14 protein-coding genes are annotated in these 14486 nt (G+C 53.8%); 8 read left to right on the forward strand and 6 right to left on the reverse strand.

Annotated elements, in window-relative coordinates:
* Positions 1–60: 60 nt before the first annotated feature.
* Entirely contained in the window at positions 61–1251 is a 1191-nt protein-coding gene (gene hmpA, locus ACE15A_RS05510) for an NO-inducible flavohemoprotein (protein ID WP_053510776.1), read from the reverse strand.
* Positions 1252–1575: 324 nt separating this feature from the next.
* Here hmpA and glyA point away from each other — a divergent pair, with 324 nt between their 5' ends.
* Together glyA and ACE15A_RS05520 are read left to right on the forward strand one after the other, a co-directional pair.
* Positions 1576–2829: a serine hydroxymethyltransferase gene (gene glyA / locus ACE15A_RS05515; protein ID WP_053510774.1), complete on the forward strand. Its 1254-nt coding sequence runs from the start codon at positions 1576–1578 to the stop codon at positions 2827–2829.
* A gap of 195 nt (positions 2830–3024) precedes the next feature.
* Positions 3025–4164 carry a 3-phenylpropionate MFS transporter gene (locus tag ACE15A_RS05520; protein ID WP_053510772.1) on the forward strand — a complete coding sequence of 380 codons (1140 nt, stop codon included), beginning with the start codon at positions 3025–3027 and terminating at the stop codon, positions 4162–4164.
* Here the strand turns inward: ACE15A_RS05520 and csiE are convergent.
* Positions 4159–5436: a stationary phase inducible protein CsiE gene (gene csiE / locus ACE15A_RS05525; RefSeq protein WP_053510771.1), complete on the reverse strand. Its 1278-nt coding sequence runs from the start codon at positions 5434–5436 to the stop codon at positions 4159–4161. The genes ACE15A_RS05520 and csiE overlap by 6 nt on opposite strands.
* A 125-nt stretch (positions 5437–5561) precedes the next feature.
* Between csiE and ACE15A_RS05530 the strand changes: the two genes are divergently transcribed.
* Both ACE15A_RS05530 and ACE15A_RS05535 read left to right on the forward strand, forming a co-directional pair.
* On the forward strand, positions 5562–6200 hold the full coding sequence (locus ACE15A_RS05530; protein ID WP_053510769.1) for a DUF1007 family protein: 639 nt from the start codon (positions 5562–5564) through the stop codon (positions 6198–6200).
* Positions 6191–7177 (forward strand): nickel/cobalt transporter, encoded by a 987-nt coding sequence (locus ACE15A_RS05535; protein ID WP_053510767.1) that lies wholly within the window; start codon positions 6191–6193, stop codon positions 7175–7177. Before ACE15A_RS05530 ends, ACE15A_RS05535 begins: the two co-directional genes overlap by 10 nt.
* Here the strand turns inward: ACE15A_RS05535 and asrC are convergent, their stop codons facing one another.
* The 4 genes from asrC to suhB all read right to left on the reverse strand — a co-directional run bounded on the left by asrC (position 7178) and on the right by suhB (position 11091).
* Positions 7178–8191, reverse strand: a complete 1014-nt coding sequence (gene asrC, locus ACE15A_RS05540) for a sulfite reductase subunit C (RefSeq protein WP_053510765.1) — start codon at positions 8189–8191, stop codon at positions 7178–7180.
* A gap of 10 nt (positions 8192–8201) precedes the next feature.
* On the reverse strand, positions 8202–9020 hold the full coding sequence (gene asrB / locus ACE15A_RS05545; RefSeq protein WP_053510763.1) for an anaerobic sulfite reductase subunit AsrB: 819 nt from the start codon (positions 9018–9020) through the stop codon (positions 8202–8204).
* Positions 9021–9023: 3 nt separating this feature from the next.
* The gene (gene asrA / locus ACE15A_RS05550) at positions 9024–10067 is read right to left on the reverse strand and encodes an anaerobic sulfite reductase subunit AsrA (protein ID WP_023245993.1); all 1044 of its coding nucleotides are present in this window, start codon (positions 10065–10067) and stop codon (positions 9024–9026) included.
* Between the two features lie 220 nt (positions 10068–10287).
* Positions 10288–11091, reverse strand: coding sequence for an inositol-1-monophosphatase (gene suhB, locus ACE15A_RS05555; protein ID WP_023245992.1), 804 nt, complete (start codon positions 11089–11091; stop codon positions 10288–10290).
* Positions 11092–11209: 118 nt separating this feature from the next.
* Here suhB and trmJ point away from each other — a divergent pair, with 118 nt between their 5' ends.
* The 4 genes from trmJ to iscU all read left to right on the forward strand — a co-directional run bounded on the left by trmJ (position 11210) and on the right by iscU (position 14459).
* A complete protein-coding gene (gene trmJ, locus ACE15A_RS05560; protein ID WP_053510761.1) occupies positions 11210–11941 on the forward strand; it encodes a tRNA (cytosine(32)/uridine(32)-2'-O)-methyltransferase TrmJ in 732 nt (243 codons plus the stop codon).
* A 215-nt stretch (positions 11942–12156) separates the two neighbouring features.
* Entirely contained in the window at positions 12157–12651 is a 495-nt protein-coding gene (gene iscR / locus ACE15A_RS05565; protein ID WP_023179651.1) for a Fe-S cluster assembly transcriptional regulator IscR, read from the forward strand.
* 179 nt (positions 12652–12830) lie between these two features.
* Positions 12831–14045: a cysteine desulfurase gene (iscS, locus tag ACE15A_RS05570; protein WP_129382377.1), complete on the forward strand. Its 1215-nt coding sequence runs from the start codon at positions 12831–12833 to the stop codon at positions 14043–14045.
* Between the two features lie 27 nt (positions 14046–14072).
* A complete protein-coding gene (gene iscU / locus ACE15A_RS05575) occupies positions 14073–14459 on the forward strand; it encodes a Fe-S cluster assembly scaffold IscU (protein WP_000331704.1) in 387 nt (128 codons plus the stop codon).
* Positions 14460–14486: the final 27 nt, after the last annotated feature.

A 14486-nucleotide genomic window follows, 5' to 3' on the forward strand; every position in this document is an offset into this window, starting at 1 on the left:
GGAGGAAAACGGGCGTTCCTCTTAACGGCAAAGCCCGTTTTTTCAGACGATTTCTTGCAATTACAGCACTTTATGCGGGCCGAAGCATTCGTAATGAATGTTTTCGTTATTCACGCCAAGTGAAACCAGTTGTTTTGCGGCAAATTGCATAAAGCCTACCGGGCCGCAAAGATAGAACTGCATTGTCGGATCGCTGATCGCGGCTTCCAGCTTGCTTAAATCCATCAGTCCTTCGCTGTCAAAGACGCTTTGGGCGCGATCGGCCTCGGTCGGTTCGCGATACCAGGTATGGGCAGTGAAACGCGGCAGTGTACGGCCCAGTTCGCTCACTTCGTCGGCAAACGCATGAACGTCGCCATTCTCCGCTGCGTGGAACCAGTTCACCTGCGCAGTATGCTGTGTTTTCGCCAGAGTATCGAGCATCGCTAACATCGGCGTCTGGCCGACGCCAGCGGAAATCAGCGAAACGGGGATATCGGCGGCGACATTCATAAAGAAGTCACCTGCCGGCGCGGCCAGATGCACCACATCGCCTACGCTGGCGTGATTGTGTAACCAGTTTGATACCTGGCCGCCGTCTTCACGCTTCACGGCAATACGATATCCTTTACCATCGGGTTTACGGGTCAGTGAATATTGACGGATCTCCTGATGCGCAAAACCTTCCGGCTTCAGCCAGACGCCCAGATACTGCCCGGGACGGTATTCCGCCACCGTACCGCCGTCGACCGGCTCGAACTCAAAGCTGGTGATCATTGCGCTACGCGGGGTTTTCGCGACGATGCGGAAGGGGCGCGTGCCTTCCCAGCCGCCGTCTTTGCTGGCGTTATCGTGATAAATTTCCGCTTCGCGGTTGATAAAGACGTTAGCCAGTACGCCATAGGCTTTGCCCCACGCGTCCAGCACATCCTGACCTGGGTTGAACATTTCCTCCAGCGTCGCCAGCAGATGCGTCCCGACGATGTTGTACTGCTCCGGCTTAATCTGGAAGCTGGTGTGCTTCTGCGCGATTTTTTCTACCGCCGGCAGCAGCGCCGGTAAATTTTCGATATTGCTGGCGTAGGCTGCGATAGCGTTAAACAGGGCTTCACGCTGATCGCCGTTACGCTGGTTGCTCATATTGAAGATTTCTTTGAGCTCCGGGTTATGCGTAAACATACGGTCGTAGAAGTGGGCGGTCAGTTTCGGTCCCGTTTCAACCAGCAGGGGAATGGTGGCCTTTACTGTAGCGATGGTTTGTGCGTCTAGCATACGTGCTTCCTTTATGTGAAAATCTAATGATGTATATCAAATGCATCTTATAAAAATACCCTTGCATTGTAAATGGTTCTTCAATGCCTTACGTTGTGGACGTAACAACGTGAAAAATCTGCATCACAAAGCTGAAAAGAAATCCGTTGAAATTCGTCAGGCTTTCGTTCAGGAAACCCTTATCTGACGTACAGGTAAACGTTTGCGTAAAAACCTTTGTCAAGACCTGTTATCGAAGAATGATTCGGTTATACTGTTGGCCGAAGTCCCACGGACTGCCTTTTCAGGCACAAATTTTATTGTTAGCTGAGTCAGGAGATGCGGATGTTAAAGCGTGAAATGAACATTGCCGATTATGATGCCGAATTGTGGCAGGCTATGGAGCAGGAAAAAGTACGTCAGGAAGAGCACATCGAACTGATCGCCTCCGAAAACTACACCAGCCCGCGCGTTATGCAGGCGCAGGGCTCTCAGCTGACCAATAAATATGCTGAAGGATATCCGGGCAAGCGCTACTACGGCGGTTGCGAATATGTTGATATCGTAGAGCAACTGGCGATTGACCGCGCGAAAGCTCTGTTTGGCGCCGACTACGCTAACGTTCAGCCGCACTCTGGTTCTCAGGCTAACTTCGCTGTTTACACCGCTCTGCTGCAGCCGGGCGATACTGTTCTGGGCATGAACCTGGCGCAGGGCGGCCACCTGACTCATGGTTCTCCGGTTAACTTCTCCGGTAAACTGTACAACATCATTCCTTACGGTATTGATGAGTCCGGTAAAATTGACTACGACGATATGGCGAAGCTGGCCAAAGAGCACAAGCCGAAGATGATTATCGGTGGCTTCTCTGCCTACTCCGGCGTGGTTGACTGGGCAAAAATGCGTGAAATCGCTGACAGCATCGGCGCATACCTGTTTGTCGACATGGCGCACGTGGCGGGCCTGATTGCCGCGGGCGTTTACCCGAACCCGGTTCCCCATGCGCATGTGGTCACGACCACCACGCACAAAACTCTGGCTGGTCCGCGCGGCGGCCTGATCCTGGCGAAAGGCGGCGACGAAGAGCTGTACAAAAAACTGAACTCTGCCGTCTTCCCAAGCGCGCAAGGCGGCCCGCTGATGCACGTTATCGCAGCAAAAGCCGTGGCGTTGAAAGAAGCGATGGAGCCAGAGTTCAAAGTTTACCAGCAGCAGGTAGCGAAAAATGCCAAAGCGATGGTAGAAGTGTTCCTGAATCGCGGTTACAAAGTGGTGTCTGGCGGCACTGAAAACCACCTGTTCCTGTTGGACCTGGTGGATAAAAACCTGACCGGTAAAGAAGCCGACGCCGCCCTGGGCCGCGCCAACATCACGGTGAACAAAAACAGCGTGCCGAACGATCCGAAGAGCCCGTTTGTCACCTCCGGTATTCGTATCGGTTCTCCGGCAGTCACTCGTCGCGGCTTTAAAGAAGCAGAAGTGAAAGAGCTGGCTGGCTGGATGTGCGACGTGCTGGACAATATCAATGATGAAGCGGTCATTGAGCGCGTGAAGGGCAAAGTGCTGGATATCTGCGCCCGCTTCCCGGTTTACGCGTAAGCGCTTGTGTTATGAAAATGGCCCGATGGCGCTGTGTCTGTCGGGCTTACCTGAATGCACCATAGCGCAACGCCGCCGGAAGCCATTCTCCGGCGGCGTTGCGGTTTGAACTCCCTCCGTGCTTGTTAATCTTATGTTACTCTTGCCAGCGTAACCGTTTATCGCCAGACTATCGCTTCCAAACGGGAGGGAATCATGGCATTGCATTCCACGCGCTGGCTGGCGCTCAGTTATTTCACCTACTTCTTTAGTTACGGTATTTTTCTGCCATTCTGGAGCGTCTGGCTTAAAGGTCTTGGGCTAACGCCGGAAACCATCGGTCTTCTGCTGGGCGGAGGCCTGGTCGCGCGTTTTCTCGGTAGCCTGCTCATTGCTCCTCGCGTAAGCGATCCTTCACGGTTGATCTCCGCGCTGCGCGTACTGGCATTGTTGACGCTGGTATTTGCGCTGGCATTTTGGGCAGGAACGCATGTCGCGTGGCTAATGGTGGTGATGGTCGGGTTTAACCTCTTCTTTTCACCACTGGTGCCGCTGACCGATGCGCTGGCCAATACCTGGCAAAAGCAAATTACCCTGGACTATGGCCGGGTGCGGCTGTGGGGGTCTATCGCCTTCGTGATAGGGTCGGCGCTGACCGGTAAACTGGTGAGTTTATACGATTACCAGGCGATTCTGGCGCTACTGACGCTTGGCGTCGCCTCGATGTTGCTGGGCATGTTGTTACGTCCCAGCGTGCCGCCGCAGGGGGAAAGCCGTCAGCAGGAGAGCGCAGGCTGGCCCGCCTGGAGTACACTGGTGGCGCAAAGCTGGCGTTTTCTGGCCTGCGTCTGTTTGCTGCAAGGGGCGCACGCCGCCTATTACGGTTTTAGCGCCATATACTGGCAGGGGGCTGGCTATTCAGCGTCGGCAGTCGGCTATTTATGGTCGTTGGGCGTGGTGGCGGAAGTGATCATTTTCGCCCTGAGTAAAAAGCTATTCCGCCGGTTTAGCGCTCGCGACTTGCTGTTGCTTTCCGCCGTGTGCGGGGTGGTACGCTGGTGGCTGATGGGCTGGAGTACGGCGTTGCCGTGGCTGATTGTGATACAAATCCTGCATTGTGGAACGTTTACCGTTTGCCATCTGGCCGCCATGCGCTATATCGCTGCACGTCAGGGAAGCGAGGTGATTCGTTTGCAGGCCGTCTATTCCGCTGTGGCGATGGGCGGCAGCATCGCTATTATGACGGTATTTGCCGGTTTTCTGTATCAACATCTGGGCGGCGGCGTATTCTGGATTATGGCGCTGGTGGCATTGCCCGCTATCTTCCTTCGGCCCAAAGTGGTTGCCGCGTCATGATTCCAGGATCTTGCGGATCTGTTGCTGCTGGTGCGCTGTGAGGGCGCGATCCGCATGAATTAACGGCGGTGAGAAGAGCGGTAGCGGCGTGGCGTAAGGGGTAACAATCAGCGCTACGCCGCGTGGGCATCCCTCTTTTTGAAACGCCTGAGTCGATACCCGTTTGATATTGAGCGGCAATAGGGTCAGTTCACGCAGTTGCTGCTCAATATACGTCTCCAGCGCATCATTTTTATCCGCTAACAATACGATCTGTTTCTCATGCAGATCGTTATCCTGCATCAGCCAGGCGCCGAAAATCACCGCCACCAGCCCCCTCTCTTCCTCGGAAAAGCGGATACCATATTCGGCTTCAAACCCGGCGAGCGCCTCACGTGTGGTGCGTACCAGACGCGGATAAAGACGGTTGAACTCTTCCGGAAGCGTATTATCGATGCCAATCGTGAATAAACTTCGGTTCAGCGCCTGGGAGAGATGGACATACAGCTGATCGTTAAGCCCTTGTTCGTCGCTGAAGCGTACGTTCCCTTTTTCTCTAAAGCGCAGCACCAGCCGCGCCACCTCCAGTCGCAGTTTCTGTGCCCGTTGATGCGTGTCGCGAATCGGGTCGGGGAGGCGAATCATTGAAAACAGTAACGCCATAAACAGCGCTTCGTTCAGCGGTGCAGCCTGCATCACGTGGCGCTGCCAGTGACGGCCAATTTCCTGGGCAAGCGGATATTCCGCACACGACTGCGCCCAAATCTGCTGCACAGGGTTGAACGCCGGGGTGATACCGGCATGGTGTTGTAGCAGACAATACTGTAAAAAGAGACGCAGGAACTGCACGTCGCGATTTTCAAATGGTTTTTGCAACCGGCGGGCGCACAGATTGATGAGCGCGTGCAGATTGATATCGTCATACAACGGACGCGCGATACCGCGCTGCTTTAGCGCATTTTTTAAGGCCGGGGTAAAGTGTTGCGTGACGAAGGTCGGGCATAAACGCAGGCCGCGCCTGAGCCAGTGTAAAAGGCAAAGGCGCTGATCGAGTGCTGTACCTTCGATCCGATAGCAACCGTTCTGGCATGTCGTGATGGCAAGGCGATGATAGCGCTGGATCTCCAGGCTTGTCTCAGTGATATCCTCACGGGCAATATCATCATCAACGCCATTAAGTGCGCTGAAGATTTCCACCGTGGCGATTGGCTCCGGCTGGAAAAGCGTCAGCAATACCTGGCAGCGGCGCTGGGGAGCGGAAAGTACAGATGGTGGGGCAATCGTCGGCATCATCTGTCAGGTCTCCCGTTAGTTTGTCTGGTAAGGATAGCTAAAGTTTGCGAGTGAAAAATGTTATAAGCGTGCTTTTAGGCCAGGAATGCTGAGGAGCGTCACAGAATTTTTATCGCGAGGAACAGATGAAGCCAGTGAAACGCAGCGCCTTAACACTATTTCTCGCCGTTTTATCTTTCGTGGCGGCGGCGCATCCGCACAGCTTCATCCGTCTGCAAACGCAGGTGGTCAGTGAAAATGAGCAATTTGTGGCGTTAAAAATGCGTTGGACAATGGACGAGCTGACGTCCGCAGATCTGTTGTATGACGCCGGAAACGCTGCTCCGGGTTCGGAAATATGGAAAAAGTTGGCGGCGGAAGTGATGGCTAACGTACTTGGACAGCACTACTTTACAGAAGTGTGGCGCAATGGCGCGAAAGTAAAGTTTAAAAACAGGCCGACAGAATACGGTATGACACGTGAGGCACATCAGGCGGTATTGAGCTTTACGCTGCCGCTGGCTGAACCGCAGCCGTTAAGCGGTCAGACTTATACCTTTTCAACGTTTGATCCTTCTTATTATGTCGATATGCATTATGACCAGGACAGCGATATAACGATGCCGGAACCGCTGCGCGAAAAGTGTCGGATTCAGGTTCATACTCCTGCGCCCGGCGAAGAGACATTACGTTTCGCCCAGTTGCTTGATAAAGAGGACGCGCCGCCGGAGGATATGGATTTAGGTAAACAGTTCGCCCAAACGGTGACATTGCAATGTCAGTAATTTTTTCTCAACGCACTCCCGGGCGGCGCTGGCTATCTCTGTGGCCATTGGCGTTATTACTGCTGTTGATGCTGGCTGGCGGTCTGTGGATATGGCAAGCCTGGCCGCAGGTGATGTTGAAAAGCGTCCTTTGGCAGCGGGAAGTGAATCAGCAGTTGAGCGCGCTGCTTAACGCGGTGGCGACGCATCCTGAGCGAGCGGGCGGATCGTTGCTTCTGTTGAGTTTTATGTATGGCGTGCTTCATGCGCTGGGGCCGGGACATGGCAAAGTGGTGATCGCGACATGGCTGGCGACGCATCCTTCGAAGTTGAAATCAAGTATCGTGTTAACCCTCGTCGCCGCGTTATTGCAAGGACTGGTGGCTATCGGGTTGGTGGTAGGGGTGCTGACCGTATTGCAACTTCCGGCAAGGCAGCTACATCTGAGCGGCTTCTGGCTGGAAAAGGGGAGTTATGCGTTAGTTGGCGGGCTGGGCATCTTGCTGTGCTGGCGGGCCATAAAAAGGTTGCGCACGCTGCTACATAAACCAGGGGTTATCGCCTTTACGCCGCGCCATGTTCACCATGAAAAATGCGGCTGCGGACATCAACATTTACCGACGCAGGAACAACGGCATAGCGGCGATGACTGGCGCGCGCGACTAATGATCGTACTGTCTATGGGGATGCGGCCCTGTTCCGGCGCGATAATGGTGCTGTTATTCAGTAAAGTAATTGGCGTTTTTAGCTGGGGAATGGCGTCGGTACTGGCGATGGCGGCGGGAACCTCGCTAACGATTACCTCGCTGGCGCTGCTGGTACACACTTTTCGCGCTCTGGCGGTGAAACTCAGTGGAAACAAAACGCCTGCGTTATGGCGGCAGGTAGGCTGGTCAACGCTGGCGCTGGCCGGAGGGGTAATACTGCTTGTCGCGGCTCTGGTCATGTGGTTTAGCGTGCCGCAGCCTGTGGGCGGGCTGCGGCCATGGCGTGGTTGATTAGTGCCCGGCGGGTTTGAGATGCATCCGCGCGATGGATTCGTCTTCGGCCCAGTAAATTCGTTCGGCGACCATCGCTTCCGGATTGAGCTGAACGCCGCGCAGCACCCGCTCTTTAAAGCGCAGATAGCCACCTTTGTCGATCAGATGGCCCATATGCAGATAGATCGGTTTTCCGCCGAGCATCTCTTTTTCAAATTCATACAGGTTAACGATCACCTGCTTTATCACGTCTTCAGTCACCCAGTTGAGGAAGAGCTTGCCGACGCGCGGCGTTTTTTTACTGGTGCGTCCGCCCAGACGGACTTGCCAGAGCTGATCCGGTTTACGTTGCCAGGCTAGCGTCGGACAGGCCAGCACGCACTCGCCGCAGCCGATACAGGCCGACTCTTCTTTGACCGCTTTGCCGTTCTTCAGCGCCAGGCAGCCTACCGCGTGGTGACTACAGGCCTTCACGCAGGCGCCGCAGCCGATACAGCGTTCGGCAGTGAAGCGCATTTTCGCCACGCCAATAATCCCCAGCTCGGCCATTGACGCCTTCGCGCAGTCATTCGGGCAGCCGACAATCACCGTTTTGAGATGATAAGGGCTGGGATAGACCAGTTTTTCAAGACGACGGGACAGGCCGGTAGTATCAGTGTTGGCTTTCTGGCAGATGCGGTTCCCCTGACAGGCGACAATATTTCGCCCACCAATAGCGAGATAGCCCGCTTTGGTATCCTCAACCTGGACGTCGCACAGTTCTATTTCAATTTCGCGAAGAAACGGCTCCAGCGCGGCGTTCACGTTGTCGATATCTTCGTAACGGATACCCGGCATCGCCAGCTTCTGGCGGGTAGTGAGGTGGATTTGTCCGTTACCCCAGGTTTCGGCGATGTCACGCGCCACCGTCAGCAAATGCGCAGGCAAAATGCCGCCGGGAATGCGGACGCTGATCATGGCTTCGCCGCGCACTTTTGACAGGCGATATTCGTTTTTCGCACGGGCTTTAATGATATCAATATCAATGCTCATGATGTTCTCCTTAATCGGCAAAACGTTGCGCGACGGCGTAGTTAAATATCGGACCGTCGGTGCAAACATACACTTCACCCATACGGCAGTGGCCGCACTTCCCGACGGAGCAGGCCATCCGGCGCTCGTAGTCCACCCAGATTTGCTCCGGCTTTAGCCCTTTTTGCAGCAGCATTTTTACAGTAAAGGTAATCATTATTGGCGGCCCAACGACGATGGCTTGCATGGTGTCGATATCGCTAAGCGCCATGCCGGCAAGCCGATCGGTCACCCGGCCAATCTGGTAACAGTCATCGGCCTCGCCTTCATCCAGCGTGAACACCAGGTTATGCTTGCCGCGCCACGCCGCCATCTCCTCTTTGTACAGCACGCAGTCGCGGTTTTTATAGCCGAGAATCATATCCAGTTGGCCAATTTCCTGCGGATTCTCAACGAAATAACGCATTAACCCTTTCACCGGCGCGACGCCCGTACCGCCTGCGACAACCAGTAAGGGTTTATGGCGCAGCGTATCGACCGGATAGCCATTGCCATAGCAGCCGCGTAGCCACACGTTATCGCCTTCTTTCAGCGTAAAGAGGGCGCTGGTCACTTTTCCGACATTACGAATCAGCAGATCTATCCAGCCGTCGCCGCAGTCGGAAACGGAGATGGGCGCTTCGCCGACGCGCGGCAGCGACACTTCAACAAATTGCCCCCAGTGCGCGGGAAAATCGACCGCCACGCGGAAATTCCACTCCAGCGGCGTGTGGCGAGTAATACTGAGGATGCGGTACGCCGCAGGCAGCAAACTGTGCTGCGGTTTATCATGGCAGGAACAATGTGACATGCGTTATGCCTCCTCTGCCAGCGCCTGCCGAACGGCGGCGGTCATTTTGTTGATAATAAAAGAAAATTTGATGTATTGTGGGCAGCGATCGTCGCAGCGGCCGCAGCCGACGCACATATGTTCAATGCCGTTGCGCGCTTTGTAGTCATTGACCTTATGCAGGGCGCGGTAGCGCAGACGCTCGCCGGGTTTTTCGCGAAAGCCATGACCACCGGCCATGTCGCTAAAGCCTGGCACCATGCAGCTTGCCCACTGGCGACGGCGTTCACCGCGCTGTGGATTTTCATCATAGGCGACGTCAAAGACGCTATAGCAGGTACAGGTTGGACACCCGGTGGTGCAGCGGCCGCAACTGATGCAGCGGCTGTCGTAGGCGTCCCATAGCGGATGGCGGGTGAGAATGTCGCGAATTTTTTGCGGATCGCGGCAAACGCTGTCCGGCGTGACGACGGTTTCCCGGTTTTCGCTGACGAAAGAGGGGGTATAGTTGGCCTCCTGCCCCAGCCCTTGAATCGCCGCCTCGATAAAGGGATCGCGGATGCTGACAAACGCACCCTCGTCGCTAAAACGCATTGCGGCGCTATAACGGTCGGTTTTATTGGTACCCATTGAGACGCAGAAACAATTTTCGAAACTTTCTTCACACTCAATTAGGACGAAACGAATATGCTCCCGTAACAGTTGATAACTGTAATCGGAATTATTCCCATTTGATAAATACATATAATCCAGCCGCGACATGGCGTTAATGTCGCAGGCGCGGGCAAAGATGACTATCGGGGAGGTGTCTGTCTCGGCAATTTGAATCGTGTCTTTATCGAAATAAAAGAGCGTTTCGGTGATAGGGGTGATAATGGTATTCGGCGACATGTGCGATTTCTCGTGCCAGATGAGATCGCGCCAACCGCTAATCTGTTGATAAATAATGTTGTCAGTGTCGGAAAAACGCCCACCGCGAAACTCTGCGGACGGGGCAAACACGCGCCATTTTTTGTTTAATCGCTGGATAAGCAGACTAAACTCGTCAGGCGTAATTTTGATAGCCATCGCATACTCCACAGTAATATTCAGGAAAAACAAATGAAAATAAATTGTTATAAAAATCAGATGAATATTACTGTTACGCTAGCGCTAATCAGCCACCTTCGCTAACGGGAAAAAATGGTTTTTACTATCGGTATAATAAATAGGAGGATGTTTTTAAGAATGATAATTGTGGAAGGGATTTATTTCTGGCGGGAAAAGACGCTCCCGCCAGAATGAACGATTACCGTTTCAGCGCATCACTCAGTTCGTCGCGCATATTCGCCAGCATAGCTTTAACGACGCGCGGATTCCCCGCCACGATATTACCGGTCATCATGTAGTTATGGCCGCCGGTGAAATCGCTGACGATACCGCCCGCTTCACGAACCAGCAGCTCGCCCGCGGCGAAATCCCACGGACGAAGGCCAATTTCAAAGAAACCATCGACACGACCTGCGGCAACATAGGCCAGATCCAGCGCGGCGGAACCGGTGCGGCGGAAATCGGCGCATTCGGTGAACAGCTTGCCGATAATATTAATGTAGGTGGTCGCGTATTGTTTGGCTTTGAACGGGAAGCCGGTCGCGAGGATGGTGCCGTCCAGATCGCGAGCGGTACTGCCGCGCAGACGGTAGCCGTTCAGTTGCGCGCCCTGACCGCGGGTGGCGGTGAACAATTCGTTACGCATCGGATCGTAAACCACGGCGACTTCAGTACGGCCTTTAATGCGTACTGCGATGGATACCGCAAAGTGCGGCAGGCGTTTGATAAAATTAGTGGTGCCATCCAGTGGATCGATAACCCATTGAACATCCTGATCTGTGCCAACGTGTTCACCGCTTTCTTCGGTGATAATTGTGTGTTGCGGGTAAGATTTGCGAATGGTGTCGATAATTATCGCTTCAGCGGCCTTATCTACGTTGGTCACAAAATCGTTACTGCCTTTTTGGCTCGCTTCTACAGCGTCCGGAGTTTCATAGTTTTTGGCAATTACATTACCCGCCTTGCGCGCTGCGCGCACGGCGATGGTCAGCATCGGATGCATCGGTCTCTCTCACTGGATGTTAAAGAACGGGAAAACGGCGCAGAGTATAGCAGTGAGATCGGAATCTGTCTTGGTTTTATGGTAAGATGGCGGAATAATCTTTAGCTGAAGAAAGACAATGCTGCAAAACATTCGAATTGTGCTGGTGGAAACCTCCCACACCGGCAATATGGGCTCTGTGGCTCGCGCTATGAAAACCATGGGCTTAACCAACCTGTGGCTGGTAAACCCGCTGGTAAAACCGGACTCCCAGGCCATCGCTTTGGCGGCAGGCGCCAGCGATGTGATCGGTAATGCGCAGATCGTCGATACGCTTGATGAAGCGCTGGCAGGTTGTAGTCTGGTGGTTGGAACCAGCGCTCGTTCCCGCACTCTGCCGTGGCCGATGCTTGATCCGCGCGAGTGTGGCTTAAAAAGCATTGCAGAAGCGGAAAACACGCCGGTTGCCTTAGTTTTCGGTCGTGAGCGTGTCGGGCTGACTAACGATGAGTTGCAAAAATGCCATTATCACGTTGCCATTGCCGCTAACCCGGAGTACAGCTCGTTGAATCTGGCGATGGCGGTACAGGTCATCGCGTATGAAGTCCGTATGTCCTGGCTGGCAACGCAGGAAGACGGCGACGCGGTAGAGCATGAAGAGACGCCGTATCCGCTGGTGGACGATCTTGAACGCTTCTACGGCCATCTGGAGCAAACGTTGCTCTCCACCGGCTTTATTCGCGAAAACCATCCGGGGCAGGTGATGAATAAGCTGCGCCGTTTGTTTACCCGCGCGCGCCCGGAAAGCCAGGAGTTGAATATTCTGCGTGGAATGCTGGCGTCGATTGAGCAGCAGAATAAAGGAAAGTAGGCAATTTGATGCCTGATGGCGCTAATCGTAGGCCGGATAAGCGAAGCGTCATTCGGTAAATCGAAAACAGCACTGAACGTCAAATACCTGACTAAAACAGTCAAGTAAATAGTTGACCAAATTACTCGGGAATGTCAGACTTATCCCTGCTATGCAATACCCCCATTTTACAATAAAAAACCCCGGGCAGGGGCGAGTTTGAGGTTAAGTAAGACATGAGACTGACATCTAAAGGGCGTTATGCCGTGACCGCAATGTTAGACGTTGCGCTCAACTCCGAAGCGGGCCCGGTACCGTTGGCTGATATTTCTGAACGTCAGGGTATTTCCCTTTCTTATCTGGAACAGCTATTTTCCCGCTTACGTAAAAACGGTCTGGTTTCCAGCGTACGCGGGCCAGGCGGCGGTTATCTGCTGGGGAAAGATGCCGGCAGTATCGCGGTCGGTGAAGTGATCAGCGCGGTTGATGAGTCCGTTGATGCAACCCGTTGCCAGGGGAAAGGCGGCTGTCAGGGCGGCGATAAATGCCTGACCCACGCGCTGTGGCGTGATTTAAGCGATCGCCTGACCGGTTTTCTCAACAATATTACGTTAGGCGAGCTGGTGAATAACCAGGAAGTTTTGGATGTGTCTGGTCGTCAGCACACGCATGACGCGCCGCGCGCCAATGGTCGTGCGCAGGACGCCATCGACGTTAAATTACGTGCTTAATTAAAATATTACGCCATCTCTTCTGGCGGCCTCAAGCGGTTAATGCCGCAGTCGCCTGAAGGACGAAGCGTAAAAAGAATTCAGAATCAGGCCGGGACGTGGACGTCCCGTCAACACGGTCGTACATCCAGCCGGTTGCCTGATTCCTTGCATTGAGTGATGTACGGAGTTTAAGAGCAATGAAATTACCGATTTATCTCGACTACTCCGCAACCACGCCGGTGGACCCGCGTGTTGCCGAGAAAATGATGCAGTTTCTGACCCTGGACGGAACCTTTGGGAACCCGGCGTCTCGTTCACACCGTTTTGGCTGGCAGGCAGAAGAAGCGGTCGATATCGCCCGTAACCAGATTGCTGAGCTAGTGGGTGCCGACCCGCGTGAAATCGTTTTTACGTCCGGCGCGACGGAGTCCGACAACCTGGCGATCAAAGGCGCAGCCAACTTTTATCAGAAAAAAGGCAAGCACATCATCACCAGCAAGACCGAGCACAAAGCGGTGCTGGACACCTGCCGTCAGCTAGAGCGCGAAGGGTTTGAAGTGACCTACCTCGCGCCGCAGAGCAACGGGATTATCGATCTTAAAGCACTCGAAGCAGCGATGCGTGACGACACCATTCTGGTTTCAATCATGCACGTGAACAACGAAATCGGCGTGGTGCAGGATATCGCGACCATCGGCGAAATGTGCCGCGCGCGCGGTATTATCTACCATGTTGATGCTACCCAGAGCGTGGGCAAACTGCCTGTCGACCTGAGCCAACTGAAAGTGGACCTGATGTCCTTCTCCGGTCATAAAATTTATGGTCCGAAAGGCATTGGCGCGCTGTATGTGCGTCGTAAGCCGCGTATTCGTATTGAAGCGCAGATGCATGGCGGCGGTCACGAACGCGGTATGCGCTCTGGAACGCTGCCCGTCCACCAGATCGTCGGCATGGGCGAAGCTTACCGTATCGCGAAAGAAGAGATGGAGACCGAAATGGCCCGTCTGCGCGGTCTGCGTAACCGTCTGTGGAACGGCATCAAAGATATTGAAGAAGTTTACCTGAACGGCGACCTTGAACAGGGCGCGCCAAACATTCTCAACGTGAGCTTTAACTACGTTGAAGGCGAGTCGCTGATCATGGCACTGAAAGACCTTGCGGTCTCTTCCGGTTCCGCCTGCACCTCCGCCAGTCTGGAACCGTCCTACGTGCTGCGCGCGTTGGGCATGAATGACGAGCTGGCGCATAGCTCTATCCGTTTCTCTTTAGGTCGTTTTACCACTGAAGAAGAGATCGACTACACCATTGATCTGGTCCGTAAATCCATTGGCCGTCTGCGTGACCTTTCTCCACTGTGGGAAATGTACAAGCAGGGCGTGGATCTAAATAGCATCGAATGGGCTCATCATTAATCGGTATCGGAATCAGGAGAATTTATAATGGCTTACAGCGAAAAAGTAATCGATCACTATGAGAACCCACGTAACGTAGGGTCGTTTGACAACAACGACGATAACGTGGGAAGCGGCATGGTTGGCGCTCCGGCCTGCGGCGACGTTATGAAGTTGCAGATTAAAGTTAACGATGAAGGTATTATTGAAGACGCGCGCTTCAAGACTTACGGCTGCGGTTCCGCTATCGCCTCCAGTTCTCTGGTAACGGAGTGGGTGAAAGGGAAATCCCTGGACGAAGCGCAGGCGATTAAAAACACCGATATTGCAGACGAACTGGAGCTGCCGCCGGTGAAAATCCACTGCTCTATTCTGGCGGAAGACGCGATTAAAGCCGCTATTGCAGATTACAAAAGCAAACGCGAAGCGAAATAAAATAGAACGTTAACATTGAGGTTTTGT

The sequence above is a fragment of the Salmonella sp. HY31 genome, from assembly GCF_042604575.1.
Lineage (GTDB): Bacteria > Pseudomonadota > Gammaproteobacteria > Enterobacterales > Enterobacteriaceae > Salmonella > Salmonella diarizonae.

What these genes read in the sequence shown, in the direction of transcription:
- hmpA (WP_053510776.1), bottom strand. Translation starts at nt 1,251, where the DNA reads ATGCTAGACGCACAAACCATCGCTACAGTAAAGGCCACCATTCCCCTG.
- glyA (WP_053510774.1), top strand. Translation starts at nt 1,576, where the DNA reads ATGTTAAAGCGTGAAATGAACATTGCCGATTATGATGCCGAATTGTGG.
- ACE15A_RS05520 (WP_053510772.1), top strand. Translation starts at nt 3,025, where the DNA reads ATGGCATTGCATTCCACGCGCTGGCTGGCGCTCAGTTATTTCACCTAC.
- csiE (WP_053510771.1), bottom strand. Translation starts at nt 5,436, where the DNA reads ATGATGCCGACGATTGCCCCACCATCTGTACTTTCCGCTCCCCAGCGC.
- ACE15A_RS05530 (WP_053510769.1), top strand. Translation starts at nt 5,562, where the DNA reads ATGAAGCCAGTGAAACGCAGCGCCTTAACACTATTTCTCGCCGTTTTA.
- ACE15A_RS05535 (WP_053510767.1), top strand. Translation starts at nt 6,191, where the DNA reads ATGTCAGTAATTTTTTCTCAACGCACTCCCGGGCGGCGCTGGCTATCT.
- asrC (WP_053510765.1), bottom strand. Translation starts at nt 8,191, where the DNA reads ATGAGCATTGATATTGATATCATTAAAGCCCGTGCGAAAAACGAATAT.
- asrB (WP_053510763.1), bottom strand. Translation starts at nt 9,020, where the DNA reads ATGTCACATTGTTCCTGCCATGATAAACCGCAGCACAGTTTGCTGCCT.
- asrA (WP_023245993.1), bottom strand. Translation starts at nt 10,067, where the DNA reads ATGGCTATCAAAATTACGCCTGACGAGTTTAGTCTGCTTATCCAGCGA.
- suhB (WP_023245992.1), bottom strand. Translation starts at nt 11,091, where the DNA reads ATGCATCCGATGCTGACCATCGCCGTGCGCGCAGCGCGCAAGGCGGGT.
- trmJ (WP_053510761.1), top strand. Translation starts at nt 11,210, where the DNA reads ATGCTGCAAAACATTCGAATTGTGCTGGTGGAAACCTCCCACACCGGC.
- iscR (WP_023179651.1), top strand. Translation starts at nt 12,157, where the DNA reads ATGAGACTGACATCTAAAGGGCGTTATGCCGTGACCGCAATGTTAGAC.
- iscS (WP_129382377.1), top strand. Translation starts at nt 12,831, where the DNA reads ATGAAATTACCGATTTATCTCGACTACTCCGCAACCACGCCGGTGGAC.
- iscU (WP_000331704.1), top strand. Translation starts at nt 14,073, where the DNA reads ATGGCTTACAGCGAAAAAGTAATCGATCACTATGAGAACCCACGTAAC.